This window comes from Sulfuricurvum kujiense DSM 16994 (assembly GCF_000183725.1).
In the GTDB taxonomy this organism is placed as follows: Bacteria; Campylobacterota; Campylobacteria; order Campylobacterales; family Sulfurimonadaceae; genus Sulfuricurvum; species Sulfuricurvum kujiense.
Genome location: NC_014756.1, coordinates 20,458 through 36,814, shown reverse-complemented (window position 1 = coordinate 36,814; position 16,357 = coordinate 20,458). Strand labels below are relative to the sequence as shown.

Genomic DNA, 16,357 nt, shown 5'->3' with positions numbered 1-16,357 from the left:
ATTATAGTGCCTCAATCTTCTTGATTATTTTCTCTCGATGCTCGGCGAATAACTTTTCGATCGATGAGGTAACCACTGCCTCTTTGGAAGCATATTCCCCAAACCCGATCATCGTATGGATCCGTTCTTTACTTGTTTGATCCAATTCAATGAACTCTTTATCAAATTGTCGTTTGATTTCGAGCAAACTCACAATTGCCGCTCCTAAACGTTCTCGCTCATTAACCCCTTTGTCTAAATCAAGTGAATTGGCGATTTTAGAAAGTTCTTCGAGACTATTGCTATCTAAAACGACTCTACGGTCTATTTTTGCATTATTCATGAGATTATTTCCTTTTAGTAATGCTTTATGGCTATATAATAGAAGTATAATAGCTATAAATGCGTATATAGTCAATAATAATGACATTATTGAAACTATAAATATTTATATAACATAGATAATACGCTTTAGCTATATGGAGCAATCAGTTGGAATGTTGATGCACAATATGGCTTCGTTTTGTTATTAATACTAAGATAATACAATATTATCTTGTATGTATAGTGCTTTTTTGCTATAATTCTTCAAGGATTAATAGCAACAAAGAGTAAAAAGAATTGTTTTATTCAAAACATAGAGGTCATTTAATGGAGATAATCTCTTATTTTAGATGGTAATGGTGTTATTATTGGTATTTATAGTCTATTAATCTGTATTATAGTTTTATTATTAGACTATATATTGGTATAAGTCTATATTGTTAGACTTGTCTATGAAGAATGATTGATTTTATTAACGTGCTATATTTTCCGTTTTCTGTACAGAGTTTTTCTTGACAAGTTGACAACTAAATGATATTATGATTCTAATATAAAGCAAGGAGAATACAATGCAATCGATTCAAGTTGGACAATTAAAAAGCGATTTTTCTAACATTTTACAGTTGGTTCAACAAGAAGGGGAAACGTTTATCGTTGAATATGGAAAAAATCATAAAAAAGTGGCAATGATTATCCCCTATGATGCTGCATTGGATCAAAGTCAAGAGAGAGTCTTTGGGTTGTATAAAAATCGAGGGCATGTAAAATTTAATGATGACTTTGAAATGAGTACTGAAGAGTTGTTAGGCTTATGAAATACATCATTGATACCCATATTCTTTTATGGCTTATATTCGATCCCGATAAGATTGATGCAAAGAAGTTAGATTTACTCAAAGACCCTAAAAACTCGGTTTATGTGAGCAATATCAGTTTTTGGGAAATCGCACTTAAATTTAGTCTTGGCAAATTAGAACTGGAAGGGTTGAATCCCGATGAACTGCCTGATGTTGCAAAAAAGATGGGAATCGAAACCCATACTATTGATACCAAAAGTATGTCCGGTGTCTATAAGCTTCCGCAAATAACAAATCATAAAGATCCATTTGATCGTTTGATTATTAATGACTGTATTCATCATGGGTACACTTTGGTCTCTGATGATTCTAAATTCAAGCACTATGAATCTCTTGGTTTGAAAATACTCTGATGAATAAGTTAGACAAGAATAGCGATACTGTAAAGAATATGATGCAATTTTGCGGAATGTTAAATGGTCAAACAGGTAATAAAACTTGTCAAGAATTAAAAAAAGAAAAAGCAACTGGCAAAAACGCCATTAATCATGTTACAAGTGAACAGTTCCATAATGCACTTGAAAAACTCAAAAATGCAGATAAAGAATTGATCGAAGAATTTGATAATACTTTAATGGATGGATTGGATTAAATGTCCCCCGCCCACTTCCAAGACGACCTCGCCGAATGGGATCTTTGTACCGGTAAAGGGTTAGTCAGTGATCTAGATGCCTGGCGCGATCGCTACATTACCGAAAAAGTGGCTCAAGGGGTAAGTGATAAAACACGCAAGTCCTATGGCGAAGCATTGACCCCTCTTATCGAGTTTGCACATCAGTACGATTCAATCATGGATTTGGAAGGGCTGTCCGCAAAGTTCATCAATAACTATCTTATGTGGTATCAAGAACATCTTGCCTCTAAAGATCTCGAAGCTAAAAAGATCTCGAACGAAGAGTATCATCAAGTCCTCTCCAATCGTAAAGCAAACCGAGGGAAAAACGACGCAAAACTCTCTATCGTCTATCGCTATGAGAAAAGCATTTCCCACCGTTTGACGGTACTTAAACAGCTGTTGCTGTTCATTAGTGAAAACAATAAAGAAAACAAAGACTTCACTCCCCTCTTTAAATACTTCACCAAGATCAAGGTCCAAAAACGGAGCACTGACTTCGTCACCGAAAATGAACTCGAAGAGCTTATCGATTTTATGAAACATTGGCCGGAAGTTTTTAAAGAGCATTTTCCAAAGAGTTCGCAGCGTTATGCTTATCGCAATGCCTTAATTGTTTTGCTTTATTGTCTAAGTGGTGCACGGGCTGATGAAGTGATGAGCCTCAAGATGGAGCATATCAAAGAGTCTGAATACAAAGACGATAATGGCACTACACATCTGTTTTATACGATCGCTTATCATACGACTAAAGGGGATAAATACCGTGAAGTGGTGGTGAGGCGTGAAGAGATTGAAGTGTTCGTTAATTACATGAGAACTGTTCTGCCGGACTCATCTTATGTCATATCCAGTACCTATACCAACGGAAACTACACGAATAAAAAAATGCCAGATGTGGATATGTGGAAATTCACCACGTATGCGCTCAAGGCGATTGGAGTGAACAAAAGCGGACGTCATATCATCCGCCGCGGCTATGCGACCAAAGAGCTGGGTGATGGTAAAGATTTAGCGATTGTAGCGATGGAGCTGGGGCATACATCGACCAATACGACTTTTAGCGCCTATGTGAAGAATAATCCGGAGTTGATGATGCGACAGAAGTTGAAATAAAAGCTGGTTAACCTAAGATATATTCTATTTAATAAAATATTTGAAGACATAGTTGTCTTGGATATATGTTGCCTGATGAGTATGAAAAAAAGATATAATTTTAGGCTTCAAAAAATTAGGTATTAACCGAATAAGTTTCTATCAATAAATCGGGGTCATTCCAAAATAAGGAAAAGTTTGCCACTAATTACCCTTGAATATGTAGATATTCTAGATGCAGATAATGAAAAAAAAGTTTTGAAATTTTCTACAAGTTTACTAAAAGAACCAGTCAATAAGAGTTCACTTTTCGTCATAAAAGTGGATGGTAAATCCATGCAACCTGTTATAAAGGACCGTGCATTAGTTGTGGCTGACTTATCTCAAAAAAAGCTTGAAGATGGAGGAATTTATTTAGTCTATTACGATAATAAAATGTGGATAAAACAGGCTAAAGAAATACTTACTGGAATGACACTAGTATCTATAAATCAAGCATACTCGCATTTAGTTTATCAAGAAGCAGAAGTTCGTGTTGTAGCTAAGGCTGTTTTATCTTTTAATACATTTTAAGATTAAGTACTTTTTTGACTTAATTAAGTGTAACATATTTAAAGTCTATCACACCTGTCTCTCAAGTTATAAAATAATCTAAGAAATCACTCGCTCCTGCACAGATTATTGAACAATACCTAATGAAAAAGAATAGTCAAGGTTCAGTTTTGATATGGATGACGGAAAACTACTGTTTTTCGTATAGAGTATAGACATTAGACAATATAGGGGTCACGTGCCGAAACGGATAGAATCGTACGCTAAGCAAATATTACAATAGATTTTCCCGATCATTTTCTAAAATATACCCTTCTTTCTTGACACCATGTATCTAACTGGATACAATTTGTGTATGTATAACATTCAACAAACCCAAAAGTTTTCACAATGGCTGATAAAGCTAAAAGATATGCGAGCCCGTATCGCAATCGCACGTCGTATTGAACGTGCTCAATGTGGTAATCTTGGGGATGCTAAAAGTGTTGGTGAAAGTGTTTACGAGATGCGTATCGATATGGGTCCGGGTTATCGGCTCTATTATACGATGCGTGGAGACGAAATAATTGTCTTGCTTGTTGGTGGCGATAAGTCGACTCAACAACGCGATATTGAAAAAGCCATAGAGATGGCAAAGGAGATATAACGATGGAACTGACATTAACCCCATTTGATATGACACAGTATTTGGATAGCGAAGAGGCGATTGCCGAATATCTAACCCAAGTCCTCGAAGAAGGTGATACCGATGAGCTGATCCGTGCTATCGGGCATATCGCAAAAGCCCGTGGGATGAGTCAAATCGCACAAGAGAGTGGTCTTGGTCGTGAAAGCCTCTATAAAACATTTGCACCCGGCTCAAAACCTCGTTTCGATACCATTGCAAAAGTAGTGCATTCACTTGGATTGCATTTTCAGATTACACCGGTGCGGGCATCGTAATCAGGGAGTCTCTTCAATTCCCAATACTTTCTTTCCAAATTCTCGTAACTCTCCAGTTGGTCCGACATAACGATAGAGTGTCGCACGTGTAACACCGATCTCTTTACACAACTCAGATACCGACGTATCGCGATTAGACATTGCTGCTTGTGCTAAACGGATTTGCGCTTTGGTGAGCTGAAATTTTCTTCCCCCTTTTCGTCCACGTGCGCGAGCAGCATTAAGTCCAGCAATAGTGCGTTCACGAATAAGCTCACGTTCAAACTCAGCCAATGCAGCAAATATTCCAAATACCATTTTTCCCGCAGGTGTTGTCGTATCGATATCGGCACCTTGACCACTGAGAACTTTGAATCCAATATTACGCCTGGACAGATCATCGACAGTTGAGACCAAATGTTTGAGATTTCGTCCCAACCGATCCAGTTTCCAAACGACCAACGTATCCCCTTCGCGCAACGCTTTAAGGCAGTTATCCAAACCGGGACGATCGTCTTTGGCTCCGGAAGCTTTATCGACATATATTTGTCCGTACGTGATTCCAATACCTTGAAGTGCATCGATCTGCAAATCCAATACCTGATTTCCATCCGCCTTGGAGACACGTGCATAACCAATCAGCATTTTTGTCCTTTTAGTGCCGTATCATAAACGAAGGTTTGTGATACATATGAATTTCTTTCTGAACAGATAAGAATAATTGCTTCATAAACAGTATATTATTCATAGTATTATAAACAACATAATATTATATTACTAAACACTGTGAAGGAACCTATATGCCACGTAAAAAAATTCTTTCATCATTACAGCGCGAAATGCTAGAAAAGTTGCCAGAGCAATTTGAGGAATTAGCAAAACACTACCTCCTAACTTCAGATGATCTTGAATTTATATCTCAGCGACGACGCTCTTCTAATAAATTAGGGTTTGCACTTTCTTTGTGCATGATGCGCTATCCGGGGCGCACGCTGAAAATCGATGAAATTCCACCCAAAGCTTTGGTTGAATTTATTGCGGAACAACTTGGATTGAACTATGAAGATTTTTTGGGATACGCATTGCGTGCAGAGACCAGACGTGAGCACCAATACTTGTTGATGCAAAAGTATGGATACAAAAATTTCAACGATCGATATTTGAAAGAGATGGTTCGCTGGTTAACCCCAATCGCAATTGAAAACCACAAAGGCATTTTTTTATTACAGACTTTGATGCATGAAATGCGGTATCGAAAAATTCTTTTGCCTTCGTTGCTGCAAATAGAATCAATGGTATCACTGTCTCTGAGTCGTGCTGAAAAAATTATTCAACAAACCGTGACATCATTTTTAAATAAGAAGAACATGCAATTACTCGATGACTTGCTTGCGTTTGACGTGTCTGTCGGCCAAAGTATTTTTTCATGGCTTAGGCAAAGTGAGTCACGTCCAACATCCGCTAATATGCTCGTTATTATGGAACGGCTGCAAACAATCAAGAGGCTTGAAATTTCCGAAACTATTTCTAGTAGAGTATCGCAAATCCGAATGCAGCAATACAGTCGTGAAGGGTACCGAATCTCCATTAGCCATCTTCGTCAGTATGAACCAAAGCGCCGTTATACCCTCATAGCCATTACTCTTCTTGAAATTCAAAAAGCTCTTATTGATGATGCGATCACTATGCATGATCGTATTATTGGTTCACTGATGCGGCGAAGTCAGAACCGATTTCATCAAACAATCCAAGATGGGGACAAAAAGGCAAAAGAGCTTATACGGTTTTTCTCCCGCACCTCACAACTTTTGATTGAATCTAGAAACAACGGAGCAAATCCATGGGAATCTATCGATTTGCACATCGGATGGGATTCGTTTTTGCAGTCTGTACAAGAGGCTACTAGCCTCTCAGAACCTATCAAACAAGACCATTTGGCTTTCATAGAAACCCACTACGTACAGATGCGCAAATATACATCCCGTTTTTTAGAAGAGTTTGATTTTAAAGCCTCCGCGGGCGGAGGGGATGTCATGGATGCGATCAGATTGCTTCAAGAACTCAATTCAAAAAATAAACGAAAACTCCCCGAGGATGCGCCGGTTACTTTTATCCCCTCTCGATGGAAACCTTTTATCTATACTGAGGAAGGGATGGATCGGCGATATTATGAACTGTGTGCACTCAGCGAGCTAAAAAATAGACTCCGTTCAGGAGACATTTGGATTGAGGGGAGTAAACAATATCTTGATTTCGACAGCTATTTGATGACACGTCATAGCTACAGCGAGATGAAATCTCAAAACAATCTACCTATCGCCGTGGAAATCGACTTTTCAAGGTATTTGATAAATCGCCAAAAGCAACTGGGTGAGAGTATCGATGAGCTTTCAGATATGATTAAAGACGGTACAATTGCCGATGTTGAGTTTACACAAAATGGTTATTCGATTAAACCTTATCGCACAGACGGCGCTCCAAAAGAAGCGACTAATATCATACGCTATGTAGCCAATTTACTCCCACGAATTAAAATAACCGACTTGCTCATCGAGGTAGATACTTGGACAAAATTCTCCGATCAGTTTACCCATCTGCGCTCTGGAATGACATCTACAGATAAAAAAGCACTATTTGCGGCGATACTATCTGATGGTATCAATCTAGGGCATCAAAAGATGGCGGATGCTTGCGCCGATATATCCGTCGGAAGACTTAGAAGTGCATCTGATTGGTATATTCGGGATGAAAATTATTCAAGTGCATTGGCGCAAATAACCAACCATCATCACCAAACTTCGCTGGTCAAGAATTGGGGAGACGGTACAACCTCTTCATCAGATGGTCAGCGATTTCCCACCGGAGGGACAGGGGACGCGTTAGGTGGGTACAACGCAAAGTACGGCACTCAGCCCGGAGTGGTATTTTACACTCATATCAGTGATCAGTATTCTCCATTTCATACCCAGATTATCCACGCAAATGCCAGAGATGCTACATATGTTCTTGACGGACTGCTTTATCACGAATCAGATTTAAAGATTGAAGAACATTATACCGATACAGCTGGTTTCACTGATCATGTGTTTGCGTTGTGTCATCTGCTTGGATTTAAATTTGCTCCCAGAATTCGAGATATAGCCGATACGAAGCTCTTTGCATTAGAAGGAGTTGAAGTTCCAGAGAAATTTAACAATATCATCACCGGTTCCCTCAAAATAAAAGATATGCAGCAAAACTGGGATGATGTCCTTAGATTAGCCGCTTCTATCAAAATAGGTACAGCTTCAGCGTCACTGTTGATCCGCAAGCTTGCGTCTTATCCAAGGCAAAATCGTCTTGCACTTGCTATTCGCGATGTTGGTCGGATTGAACGAACACTTTTTATACTTGAATGGCTCAAGAACCCATCACTCCGGAGTAGAGTCCAAATTGGTCTCAACAAAGGTGAAGCGAGAAATTCCTTGGCGCGTACCGTATTTTTTAATCGATTAGGGGAAGTTCGTGATAGAACTTTCGAAAATCAACTATACCGTGCATCTGGTCTGAACCTGATCGTGGCTGCGATTATTCTTTGGAATACTGTCTATTTGGAGAAAGCGATTGAACAGGCTAAAAAAGAAATTGAAATTCCGGATGAGTTTTTGAAGTATTTTTCACCTCTAGGATGGGAGCATATTAATCTGACAGGCGATTATGTCTGGCGTATGGAGCCTTAGCGTACGAAAAAATGATAAAATTTACAGTTTTTAGCTCTTAGCGTACGATTCTATCCGTTTCGGCACGTGACCCCTTGATGATCAATGCTACTACTGACAGCATCTTACAGCTTGATATTCAAGGAAACATTTTAATGCTCAACGATTCGGCAGCCAAAAGATTAGGCTCAACAGTAGAACAGCTGTTAGGAGCTCAGCTAAGTGATCAATTGGAAGAGTGTTATGTTGCACGACAAAAAGTAATAATTGAAAAAGTTTTTTTTACAGGAAAAGCCGCCAAAATCGAAGATGCTCGTGATGGATACTTTTTTTTAATCGATTATTATCCCATATTTAAAGAGGAAAATGTTGAATCGGTTGTCGTCTTTGTTCATGATATCACTGAACAAAAAAAATCTCAAATGGAAATAGAACATCTCGCTTTTCATGACTTTTTAACCCAATTGCCTAACCGTAGACTCTTTATTGATCGATTGGAATATACCTTAACAATAATGACACGCTCAAGATCTTGTGCTGCTGTGTTGTTTATGGATTTGGATAATTTTAAACCGCTTAATGATTTGTATGGTCATGCTATCGGAGACTTAATCCTCCAAGAGACCGCTACGCGTCTCCAAGAAGGACTCCGAGATAGTGATGTAGTTTCACGTTTTGGAGGAGATGAATTTGTAATTTTGTTAACCAACCTGAGCAATTCACATGATGAAGCCAGAACCTACGTTCTCCAAGTAGCTGAAAAAATTCGTCTTAAAATCAATGAAGTCTATAAATTTGACGTGCAAAAAAACAATCATTTAGAACAGACAGAACACAGCTGTCATGTGAGCATCGGGATATCACTTTTTTGTGATCCAAAAATCAATCCCGAATACATTATCGGTGAAGCTGATAAAGCGATGTATGAAGCAAAAGAACAAGGGAAAAATAGAATCGTAATGTATGATATAAAAAGTATATAAGACTATAATACTATTTATCTTTCTCTCAAGTTTTTATGGATATATCTAGAACACTCTTTAATTTTTCTTTGATTCCTTATGTACAAATATGTATATCTGAGGATGCGTGTTAAATAGATGTATTTTCATTGTATAAGTGAATGCAACATACAGAGTTTGTGATAAGTTTAAAAAACTTAAGTTACTCAAAAATGATCAAATGTGAGTTTGCCCTATTTTATATTTCCATTTTTTATAGCGATGAAGTTCTTTAATCGTATTTTTTGGCAAAAAAGCCTTAAGTAAAGAATGCTGTGTGATATTCGATTCTTTATGATTTTCTAACTGCTTAGCATAGATTGGTAAAGATGGCTTTTCTGAAAATAGATAAAGTGCATTTTCTTCCGATCCTCCGAAATTAAAAGTTGCAAGTGTATTTCTTAACTCAATTTCACTCACTCCAATGTATTTGCTATATCCTCGAACGATTGTGTTCATATTGATATTCATGTATCCTAGTGCAGAATACCATCCTCCAATTACATCTTTGATTTGTTGTGAATGATGTAAGAGATAAGAACGGCGAACGATAAGAACATTATAAGTGTCGTTTTGAGCATTCTTTTTAGTTGTATGATAGCGGTTGAGTACCAACACAATTACAAAATCATTTTTTTTTGTATAAATATCTACAGCTTGCTTCAACGTAATTACAGCTGCATCCACATTTCCTTTATTAAATGCCATAGATGATTCTTCGAGTGTTTTTGTTTCAAAAAAAGCGATATCCTTAGAGGGAAAATATCCAAATGACTGGGCTAAATACATCGGATGGGTAGCAATTGTTCGTGTAATAGCAATATGTAATTTTTGTTTATTAGTGCTCTTTGTACACCCTTGAAGCATTAACAAAAGCGCTGATATTATGAAGATATGTACAAGTTTCATTGTACAGATAATAGCAAAAGTTTATCGTTACTTTGGTAATGTTACAAAAAACAAAAAAAGGAGAGAATGTGCAAACTATTATTGTTACTACACTCCTTTTATCACTCATTATTAATATCTTTGTTAAAAAAATCCATCTCCCAACTATTATCGGCTATATTTTAACCGGTACGGCTATCGCGTATGGCTTTAATCTTCATAATGCGGTAAGCAACCATGATCTAAAAGAGATTGCCGAATTCGGTGTTGTCTTTTTGATGTTTACGATCGGATTAGAGTTTTCTATTGCTCATCTCAAACGGATGCGTAATGAGGTTTTTGTAGCCGGAACGTTACAAATCATTATTACATCCTCTATTGTCTATCTAATCGCTTATTATCTTTTGGAACTTGATCCAAATTCCTCTTTTATTATTGCACTGGTACTCTCCCTCTCATCGACTGCGATAGTCCTTAAAATCCTTAATGAAAGCGGTGAAATTAATCGTCGTCACGGTCAGCGCTCTCTCGGAATTTTGATTATGCAAGACATCGCTGTCATCCCCATTCTCCTCATTATTGGATTTATGAGCAGTAAAACAGAAAATATTTCGACTGTATTGATAGAGATGGCATTTAGTGCAGTCATTTTGCTCTCTATTTTATGGATATTCGGCAAATACCTACTGGAGCCGTTTTTAACCCAGATTATAAAAACCAACTCGGATGAGCTGTTTGTCGGAAGCATACTGTTTTTAGCTATAGGTGCTTCGTACATCGCCCATTATTGGGGTCGCTTCAGGAAACGGAATATATAGCACGTTAAGAGAATTTTACCGCCCTTAAAGGCCTAAATTTGCCATCTTTGATCTTCGAACTCTTTTTCCAGACGTAATCGCCTGTTAAATTGATATGTTCCCAGCCTAGTGGCGACAAATATTTTAACAATTCATCATCTACGACGATGTCATCTCTTGTACGCATAGAAGCAATTGCCCTTTCCAAATAAACCGTATTCCATAGAACAATCGCGGCAGTCACTAATGTCAAACCGCTGGCACGAAACCGTTGCTGCTCATAATTTCGATCACGGATTTCACCTAAACGATTAAAAAAGACGGCACGAGCCAATGCATTTCGGGCTTCACCCTTATTTAATCCGGCATTTACTCGGCGGCGCAGTTCAACACTTTGGAGCCAATCGAGAATAAAGAGAGATCGCTCGATTCGTCCTAATTCTCTTAAGGCGAGTGCTAACCCGTTTTGTCTAGGATAGCTCGCAAGCTTGCGAAGCATCAGTGAAGCTGTAACCGTTCCTTGTTTGATGGATGCACTTAATCGGAGAATTTCATTCCAATGTGTTTGAATATTTTTAATTCCGATGGTTCCGCCAATCAGTAGCTTAAGAGAATCATAGTCAATGGAAGCATACGGGATATAAATTTTAGTATCCGCCAAATCTCTGATTCTTGGTGCAAATCGAAATCCAAGTAGATGCATCATGGCAAATACATGGTCGGTAAATCCCGCAGTATCGGTGTAGTGTTCTTCGATTTGAAGATCAGATTCGTGATATAACAGTCCGTCAAGCACGTAGGTTGAATCTCGTATGCCGACATTTACGAGTTTAGAACTGAAAGGTGAATATTGATCGGATATGTGGGTATAGAAAAGACGCCCCGGTTCGCTCCCATATTTTGGGTTGATATGTCCAGTGCTTTGTGCTTTGCTTCCGGCGCGAAATCGTTGTCCGTCTGATGAAGAGGTTGTTCCATCGCCCCAATGAGCAGCAAAAGGCTGTTTCAACTGTGAGTTAACCAGTTCCGCCAAAGCTCTGGAATAGGTTTCATCACGAATATGCCAAGCTTGCAGCCATGAGAGTTTTGCGTAGGTATTTCCCTGTGATGATTCAGCCATTTTTACCAAACCAAGGTTTATGGCATCTGCTAAGATGGCACTCAATAGCATCAGCTTGTCTTTGACCTTTTCGGCAGTTTTGAGATGGGTAAAATGGTTTGAGAATCCTGTCCACTCTTCTACCTCCAGCAGTAGTTCGGTTATTTTGATATGCGGCAGCATCGCCGATGTACGATTAATCAATGTCTGTGCATTCTCAGGTACAATAGTTTCCAGTGGTGTTATTTTCAACCCCGATTGACCGATGATTGCATCAGGCAGTGTGTTGTTTTTTGCCATCTCATTCACAGTTAAAAATCGTGCATTAAGCGTTGAGAGTCGATCTTCAAGATAGATTTCACAGTTGGTATCGTATTTTAAAGCAAGAGTCCCTTCCTTCATGGAACGTTCAAACGTTTCAGAGGGGATCAAATACTCATCGAAATCTTTATATTGCCGAGATCCCTGTACCCAAATGTCTCCTGAACGTAAAGCATTTTTAAGTTCAGACAGAACACATATTTCATAGTAAATACGATGAACACCTTCTTTTGTAAAAACGAGCTTCCCCCATCGACGCTTGATAAATGTAGTGGGGACTTCGGCAGGGAGTTTGCGGCTATTGTCGGCATAGAGTTTTCGAATGATATCAATGCCACTAAGAAGATCAACGGCAGCGGGTGCAGCACGCAGTTGAAGAATATTTAAAAATTGGGGAACATAGCGTCGCAGAGTCGGATAATTTTCACCGATACGAGGCAAAAAATCAAAATCTTCATTCATCGCCAGTTTGTTGGCTTCATCGATGCTACTTGCAAACTCATCCCACGAGATTATTTTTTCAATTGCTGCATAAGGGTCCTTCCCGCTTTGCTTCGCATCAAGGAGTGCCTGCCCGATTTTTGTGTAGAGACGAACTTTATCGTTTATTGCTTTACTGGAAGATTGAAACTGATTTTGATGTTTATTTTTGGCATTGTTAAAGAGAATACCGATTATTTTGTCATGAAGATCGATGATTTCATCGGTTATAGTTGCTGTTAACTCGATGACAATAGTCACTAAAGTAGCGTATTTTCGGCTTGTTTCAAGCCGCGAAAGGTCTGCCGGAGTCATCTGAGAACCTTCTCGTGCCATTTTCAATAAACGGTTTTGATGAAGGGTTCGCTCTATCCCTGCAACTAATTTGATCTCTTGAAGCATTTTTAGACGTTCAATATGTTCAAGCATATATTTGGAGTTTTGTTTTGCAGGGGAAAGACGTAGCCAGCCAAGCCATGTCATTTTTCCTTCGGGCTTTCGTAAAAGTAATGCGTCTAATTGTTGATACTGCTGTTTACTCAACGGATCGCAGAGTGTGGAATAAATGTGTCTGGTTGCAACAGTAAGTGCTTCCGCACACATTCTTTCGATCACGTTGATTGAGGGTAGGATTATTAACTTACGGCGTAAATGTTCTACTAACTCTGTTGCTAGCACAATCCCTTTGTCAGTTTGAAGCGCAATAGTGCCTAGTGCTTGAACTTCCGATTGATAATGGCTCATTGTGAAGAGCTCATATCCAAAAATATTTTGCAGCTCCAGCAGGTATTCACGCCTTGTCTGCTCCCTTATTCCAAATTGATCCCATAGACCAGCAGATACTTTCAGCTGTTGGGACACGATCTCTACAACCGCATTGTTTGGAGCCTCCTTAGGGCCTAATAGAATTCCGGGATAGCGAAGATAACAAAGCTGTACAGCGAAGCCAAGCCGATTGGCCGCACCTCTATGCTGACGAATAATGGATAGATCAGTTTCGCTCAGGGTGTAATGCCGGATCAATTCTTCTTCAGATGCAAGAATGGCGATTAGGCTCTCTTTTTCGGAAGCGGATAAGATCGATCGACGCGGCATATCAATTCCTTCTATAAAAATGTAAAAAATAGATTTACATATCGTATCTAAAAAGATACAATAGTATTATTATACTATTTGGAGATTTTTTGGAAGTTTTACCCTCTGCACCCATCAAAGATAAAATACACGCCATCCGCAATAGCGAAGTAATGCTCGATTCAGATCTAGCTGAACTCTATGGGGTTGAAACCCGTCAGATTAATCAGGCTGTCTCAAGAAACAGTGATCGATTTCCAGATGATTTTTTCTTCCAATTAAGTGAAGAAGAATTTGCAATCTTGAGATCACAAAATGTGACCTCAAGTTGGGGAGGGCGACGACAAGCCCCTAAAGCCTTCAGTGAGCAAGGTGTCTATATGCTCGCGACTGTTCTCAAAAGCCAACGTGCAGCGGAAGTGACCATCTCGATCATGCGTACCTTTGCACGTATACGTCGTTATGCTCTTGAGCATGCTGATTTAGCCAAAGAAATTCATGCACTTAGACAAGATTTACAAGATCATAAACAATGGAGCAAAGAACGCCTCTCAGCCGTTGCGGATGCGATCATTATGATTGAAGAGTCATTCGATGAACTACAAGAAGTGGTATCTGATATCGGAACTGCCAAAGAAGTCGAATCAATCGGATTTTTACGAGGCAAGAAAGATGCATGATTCTTCTAGCCCTTGCAAGCAGGTCATTGCCGAACAACTAGAGATGGCAATTAAAGAACAAAACATGACCAGAACCGAGTTGGCCAAACGGATGGGAACTAGTCGTATGGTAATCAATCGGCTACTGGATTTAGATAACACATCTGTGACCTTGATAACGCTTGAGAAAGCTGTATCTGCTCTTGGCAGACAATTAAAAATAACAATTGAATAATTATTATGACAGATAATACACATATGAACGATTCATGTGCAGATATCAATATATACGAGTACGGTGATGATCTAATCAATATCAAAATCAGCATCGTAAAAGTATGGGATATTGACGAACAAGTACTTTTGCATATGAATGCCGTACTATTTGATCGTTATTTGAATTGGATGAAGGAAAATCAAGGGAATGAAAGTTTTATTGAATGTCTACACATCACAAAAGAACAGGATGATTCGCTGATATTCAAACAAACCGTGTTTAAAATAGATCTCCCAAGCGGAACCATTGTAGATTTGAAAAATAAAATGGTAGCTGAAATAGATGGGATGATAGCCTTTAACAATATAGTGCTTTACCTAAAAGGGATGGAGTTCTGGATTGGCAACAGAGAGGATCCTAAGCAGCAATATTATTGCAAAATGCTTCGATAGAGTTATTGCAAAATGCTTCGATAGAGTTATTGTAAATCTTCTTAGCGTGCTATTTTTTCCGAATTCTGTAGAAAATGATTTATGAGTGGTAAAATTCTCTTAACGTGCTATATATTCCGTTTCCTGAAACGACCCCAGGATAACCTATTTTGGGTTAAATAAAAACGAGTTACAAACCATAAATGCAAATGATTTTTAAAAGTTTCAGATTTTACTTACAAATTAGTCTTAGTAAGTTATCCTAATAGGAATTTTCCTATCCCTTAACCTTGGTAGTGTATCAAAGGGGAAATCTTCCATTTAAAGCAATACAGATATGTTAGGTATTTAATCTTCATTTTTTTTCATCAATAAATTCATTGTCACAGGTATAACCTCAGACAATGTTACACCTATACTATTCTGGAGGGGCATGCCCCACGTTTGTATTTGATCTAACGTCAAACTTTCCTGATTCTCTATCAAATACTCAGGATATAATACTTTCCATATATCGCCCAAACTTGAGATAACACTGACATACTCGTCGGGATGTGATTTTTCATACTGGCTTAATATCTCTTGTATATCTGTTAACTTTTTTAGCGCTTCATTGAAAACTTCATTTATGAGCATATTTATGTCTGATACGTATTTGGGTAATTCCGTACGAAGGTACGAAAACTCCCATACGGCTTAAAGTTAGCTGATTTTGCATCTTTTAAGAAAAATAACCTCTATAAATCGTCTACATATGCTTAAAAAAATATTTCCACACTAAACTATGCCCGAAGAAGAAAAGTCCATATCTTTCAAATATGCGCTATTTTTACGATTGAGCTTTGTAAAATCATACTCCCCATAAAAATTTATGTGCTGCCAATGGATGATCGAACCTTGCCGTATCGCTTTGATTATCTCCTCTTTTTCCTCTGTCATAGAAGATTCTTTTAATTTTTGAGACATATAAAGATAGTTCCATAAAATGACAGAATTCTGAATAAGGCGCTTGCAATTATTGGCGATGTTCTGCTCTTCAATTGTTGCAACCGTAAACTCCGAATTGTTCCCGAAAAAAACTGCTTTAGAGAATTTATTCGAATTTTCTACTTTGTGAGATAGATATAAAGCTGTAGATGGAATTTGCAGAAAATGAGTATTTTAGATTTGTTTAAGCAGCATGGGAGTTTTCGTACCTTCGTACGGAATTACCCATTATTTTTTGATCGATTTTCAAAATGAATAAGGATATCCGCATTATTAATACTGAATGATTTAAATATGTTTGTTATTCTAGTGTTTTCCGTACACGCTTCCATACCCTGCTTTCAAAGCCAAAAAAACTGCAATA

General features: G+C 38.2%; 19 protein-coding genes. 13 read left to right on the top strand and 6 right to left on the bottom strand.

Annotated elements, in window-relative coordinates; translation table 11 throughout:
* Window position 1: 1 nt before the first annotated feature.
* Window positions 2–322: a hypothetical protein gene (locus tag SULKU_RS14055; RefSeq protein WP_013450053.1), complete on the bottom strand. Its 321-nt coding sequence runs from the start codon at window positions 320–322 to the stop codon at window positions 2–4.
* Window positions 323–872: 550 nt separating this feature from the next.
* Between SULKU_RS14055 and SULKU_RS14050 the strand changes: the two genes are divergently transcribed.
* The 7 genes from SULKU_RS14050 (at window position 873) to SULKU_RS14020 (ending at window position 4,362) form a co-directional block, all read left to right on the top strand.
* A complete protein-coding gene (locus SULKU_RS14050) occupies window positions 873–1,118 on the top strand; it encodes a type II toxin-antitoxin system Phd/YefM family antitoxin (protein ID WP_013450052.1) in 246 nt (81 codons plus the stop codon).
* Window positions 1,115–1,513, top strand: a complete 399-nt coding sequence (locus SULKU_RS14045; RefSeq protein ID WP_013450051.1) for a type II toxin-antitoxin system VapC family toxin — start codon at window positions 1,115–1,117, stop codon at window positions 1,511–1,513. The genes SULKU_RS14050 and SULKU_RS14045 overlap by 4 nt, the downstream gene beginning before the upstream one ends.
* Complete coding sequence (locus SULKU_RS14040) at window positions 1,513–1,752, top strand: hypothetical protein (RefSeq protein ID WP_013450050.1); 240 nt, start codon at window positions 1,513–1,515, stop codon at window positions 1,750–1,752. Before SULKU_RS14045 ends, SULKU_RS14040 begins: the two co-directional genes overlap by 1 nt.
* Window positions 1,753–2,889 (top strand): tyrosine-type recombinase/integrase, encoded by a 1,137-nt coding sequence (locus tag SULKU_RS14035; protein WP_013450049.1) that lies wholly within the window; start codon window positions 1,753–1,755, stop codon window positions 2,887–2,889.
* A gap of 177 nt (window positions 2,890–3,066) precedes the next feature.
* A complete protein-coding gene (locus tag SULKU_RS14030; protein ID WP_013450048.1) occupies window positions 3,067–3,441 on the top strand; it encodes a S24 family peptidase in 375 nt (124 codons plus the stop codon).
* 334 nt (window positions 3,442–3,775) lie between these two features.
* A complete protein-coding gene (locus SULKU_RS14025) occupies window positions 3,776–4,066 on the top strand; it encodes a type II toxin-antitoxin system RelE/ParE family toxin (protein WP_013450047.1) in 291 nt (96 codons plus the stop codon).
* 2 nt (window positions 4,067–4,068) lie between these two features.
* A complete protein-coding gene (locus SULKU_RS14020; protein ID WP_013450046.1) occupies window positions 4,069–4,362 on the top strand; it encodes an addiction module antidote protein in 294 nt (97 codons plus the stop codon).
* Here SULKU_RS14020 and SULKU_RS14015 read toward each other — a convergent pair whose 3' ends face one another.
* Window positions 4,363–4,986, bottom strand: coding sequence for a recombinase family protein (locus SULKU_RS14015; protein WP_013450045.1), 624 nt, complete (start codon window positions 4,984–4,986; stop codon window positions 4,363–4,365).
* A 155-nt stretch (window positions 4,987–5,141) separates the two neighbouring features.
* On the opposite strand from SULKU_RS14015, the gene SULKU_RS14010 reads away from it, so the two are divergent.
* Both SULKU_RS14010 and SULKU_RS14005 read left to right on the top strand, forming a co-directional pair.
* Window positions 5,142–8,060 carry a Tn3 family transposase gene (locus SULKU_RS14010; protein WP_013450044.1) on the top strand — a complete coding sequence of 973 codons (2,919 nt, stop codon included), beginning with the start codon at window positions 5,142–5,144 and terminating at the stop codon, window positions 8,058–8,060.
* Window positions 8,061–8,137: 77 nt separating this feature from the next.
* Window positions 8,138–9,022, top strand: a complete 885-nt coding sequence (locus tag SULKU_RS14005; protein WP_013450043.1) for a diguanylate cyclase — start codon at window positions 8,138–8,140, stop codon at window positions 9,020–9,022.
* 195 nt (window positions 9,023–9,217) lie between these two features.
* Here the strand turns inward: SULKU_RS14005 and SULKU_RS14000 are convergent, their stop codons facing one another.
* On the bottom strand, window positions 9,218–9,949 hold the full coding sequence (locus tag SULKU_RS14000; protein ID WP_013450042.1) for a type 2 periplasmic-binding domain-containing protein: 732 nt from the start codon (window positions 9,947–9,949) through the stop codon (window positions 9,218–9,220).
* Between the two features lie 68 nt (window positions 9,950–10,017).
* Here SULKU_RS14000 and SULKU_RS13995 point away from each other — a divergent pair, with 68 nt between their 5' ends.
* A complete protein-coding gene (locus SULKU_RS13995; RefSeq protein ID WP_013450041.1) occupies window positions 10,018–10,746 on the top strand; it encodes a cation:proton antiporter in 729 nt (242 codons plus the stop codon).
* A gap of 4 nt (window positions 10,747–10,750) precedes the next feature.
* Here the strand turns inward: SULKU_RS13995 and SULKU_RS13990 are convergent, their stop codons facing one another.
* On the bottom strand, window positions 10,751–13,720 hold the full coding sequence (locus SULKU_RS13990) for a Tn3 family transposase (protein ID WP_013450040.1): 2,970 nt from the start codon (window positions 13,718–13,720) through the stop codon (window positions 10,751–10,753).
* 89 nt (window positions 13,721–13,809) lie between these two features.
* Between SULKU_RS13990 and SULKU_RS13985 the strand changes: the two genes are divergently transcribed.
* Genes SULKU_RS13985 through SULKU_RS13975 form a run of 3 tightly spaced genes read left to right on the top strand, consistent with a single transcriptional unit; the run spans window position 13,810 to window position 15,027 of the window.
* The gene (locus SULKU_RS13985) at window positions 13,810–14,379 is read left to right on the top strand and encodes an ORF6N domain-containing protein (protein ID WP_013449904.1); all 570 of its coding nucleotides are present in this window, start codon (window positions 13,810–13,812) and stop codon (window positions 14,377–14,379) included.
* Window positions 14,372–14,593, top strand: a complete 222-nt coding sequence (locus tag SULKU_RS13980) for a helix-turn-helix domain-containing protein (RefSeq protein ID WP_013449903.1) — start codon at window positions 14,372–14,374, stop codon at window positions 14,591–14,593. Before SULKU_RS13985 ends, SULKU_RS13980 begins: the two co-directional genes overlap by 8 nt.
* Window positions 14,594–14,616: 23 nt before the next feature.
* On the top strand, window positions 14,617–15,027 hold the full coding sequence (locus SULKU_RS13975) for a hypothetical protein (RefSeq protein WP_041667224.1): 411 nt from the start codon (window positions 14,617–14,619) through the stop codon (window positions 15,025–15,027).
* Window positions 15,028–15,354: 327 nt separating this feature from the next.
* Here SULKU_RS13975 and SULKU_RS13970 read toward each other — a convergent pair whose 3' ends face one another.
* Both SULKU_RS13970 and SULKU_RS14860 read right to left on the bottom strand, forming a co-directional pair.
* Complete coding sequence (locus SULKU_RS13970) at window positions 15,355–15,642, bottom strand: hypothetical protein (RefSeq protein ID WP_013450039.1); 288 nt, start codon at window positions 15,640–15,642, stop codon at window positions 15,355–15,357.
* Window positions 15,643–15,783: 141 nt separating this feature from the next.
* The gene (locus SULKU_RS14860; protein ID WP_245535193.1) at window positions 15,784–16,149 is read right to left on the bottom strand and encodes a transposase; all 366 of its coding nucleotides are present in this window, start codon (window positions 16,147–16,149) and stop codon (window positions 15,784–15,786) included.
* Window positions 16,150–16,357 lie beyond the last annotated feature (208 nt).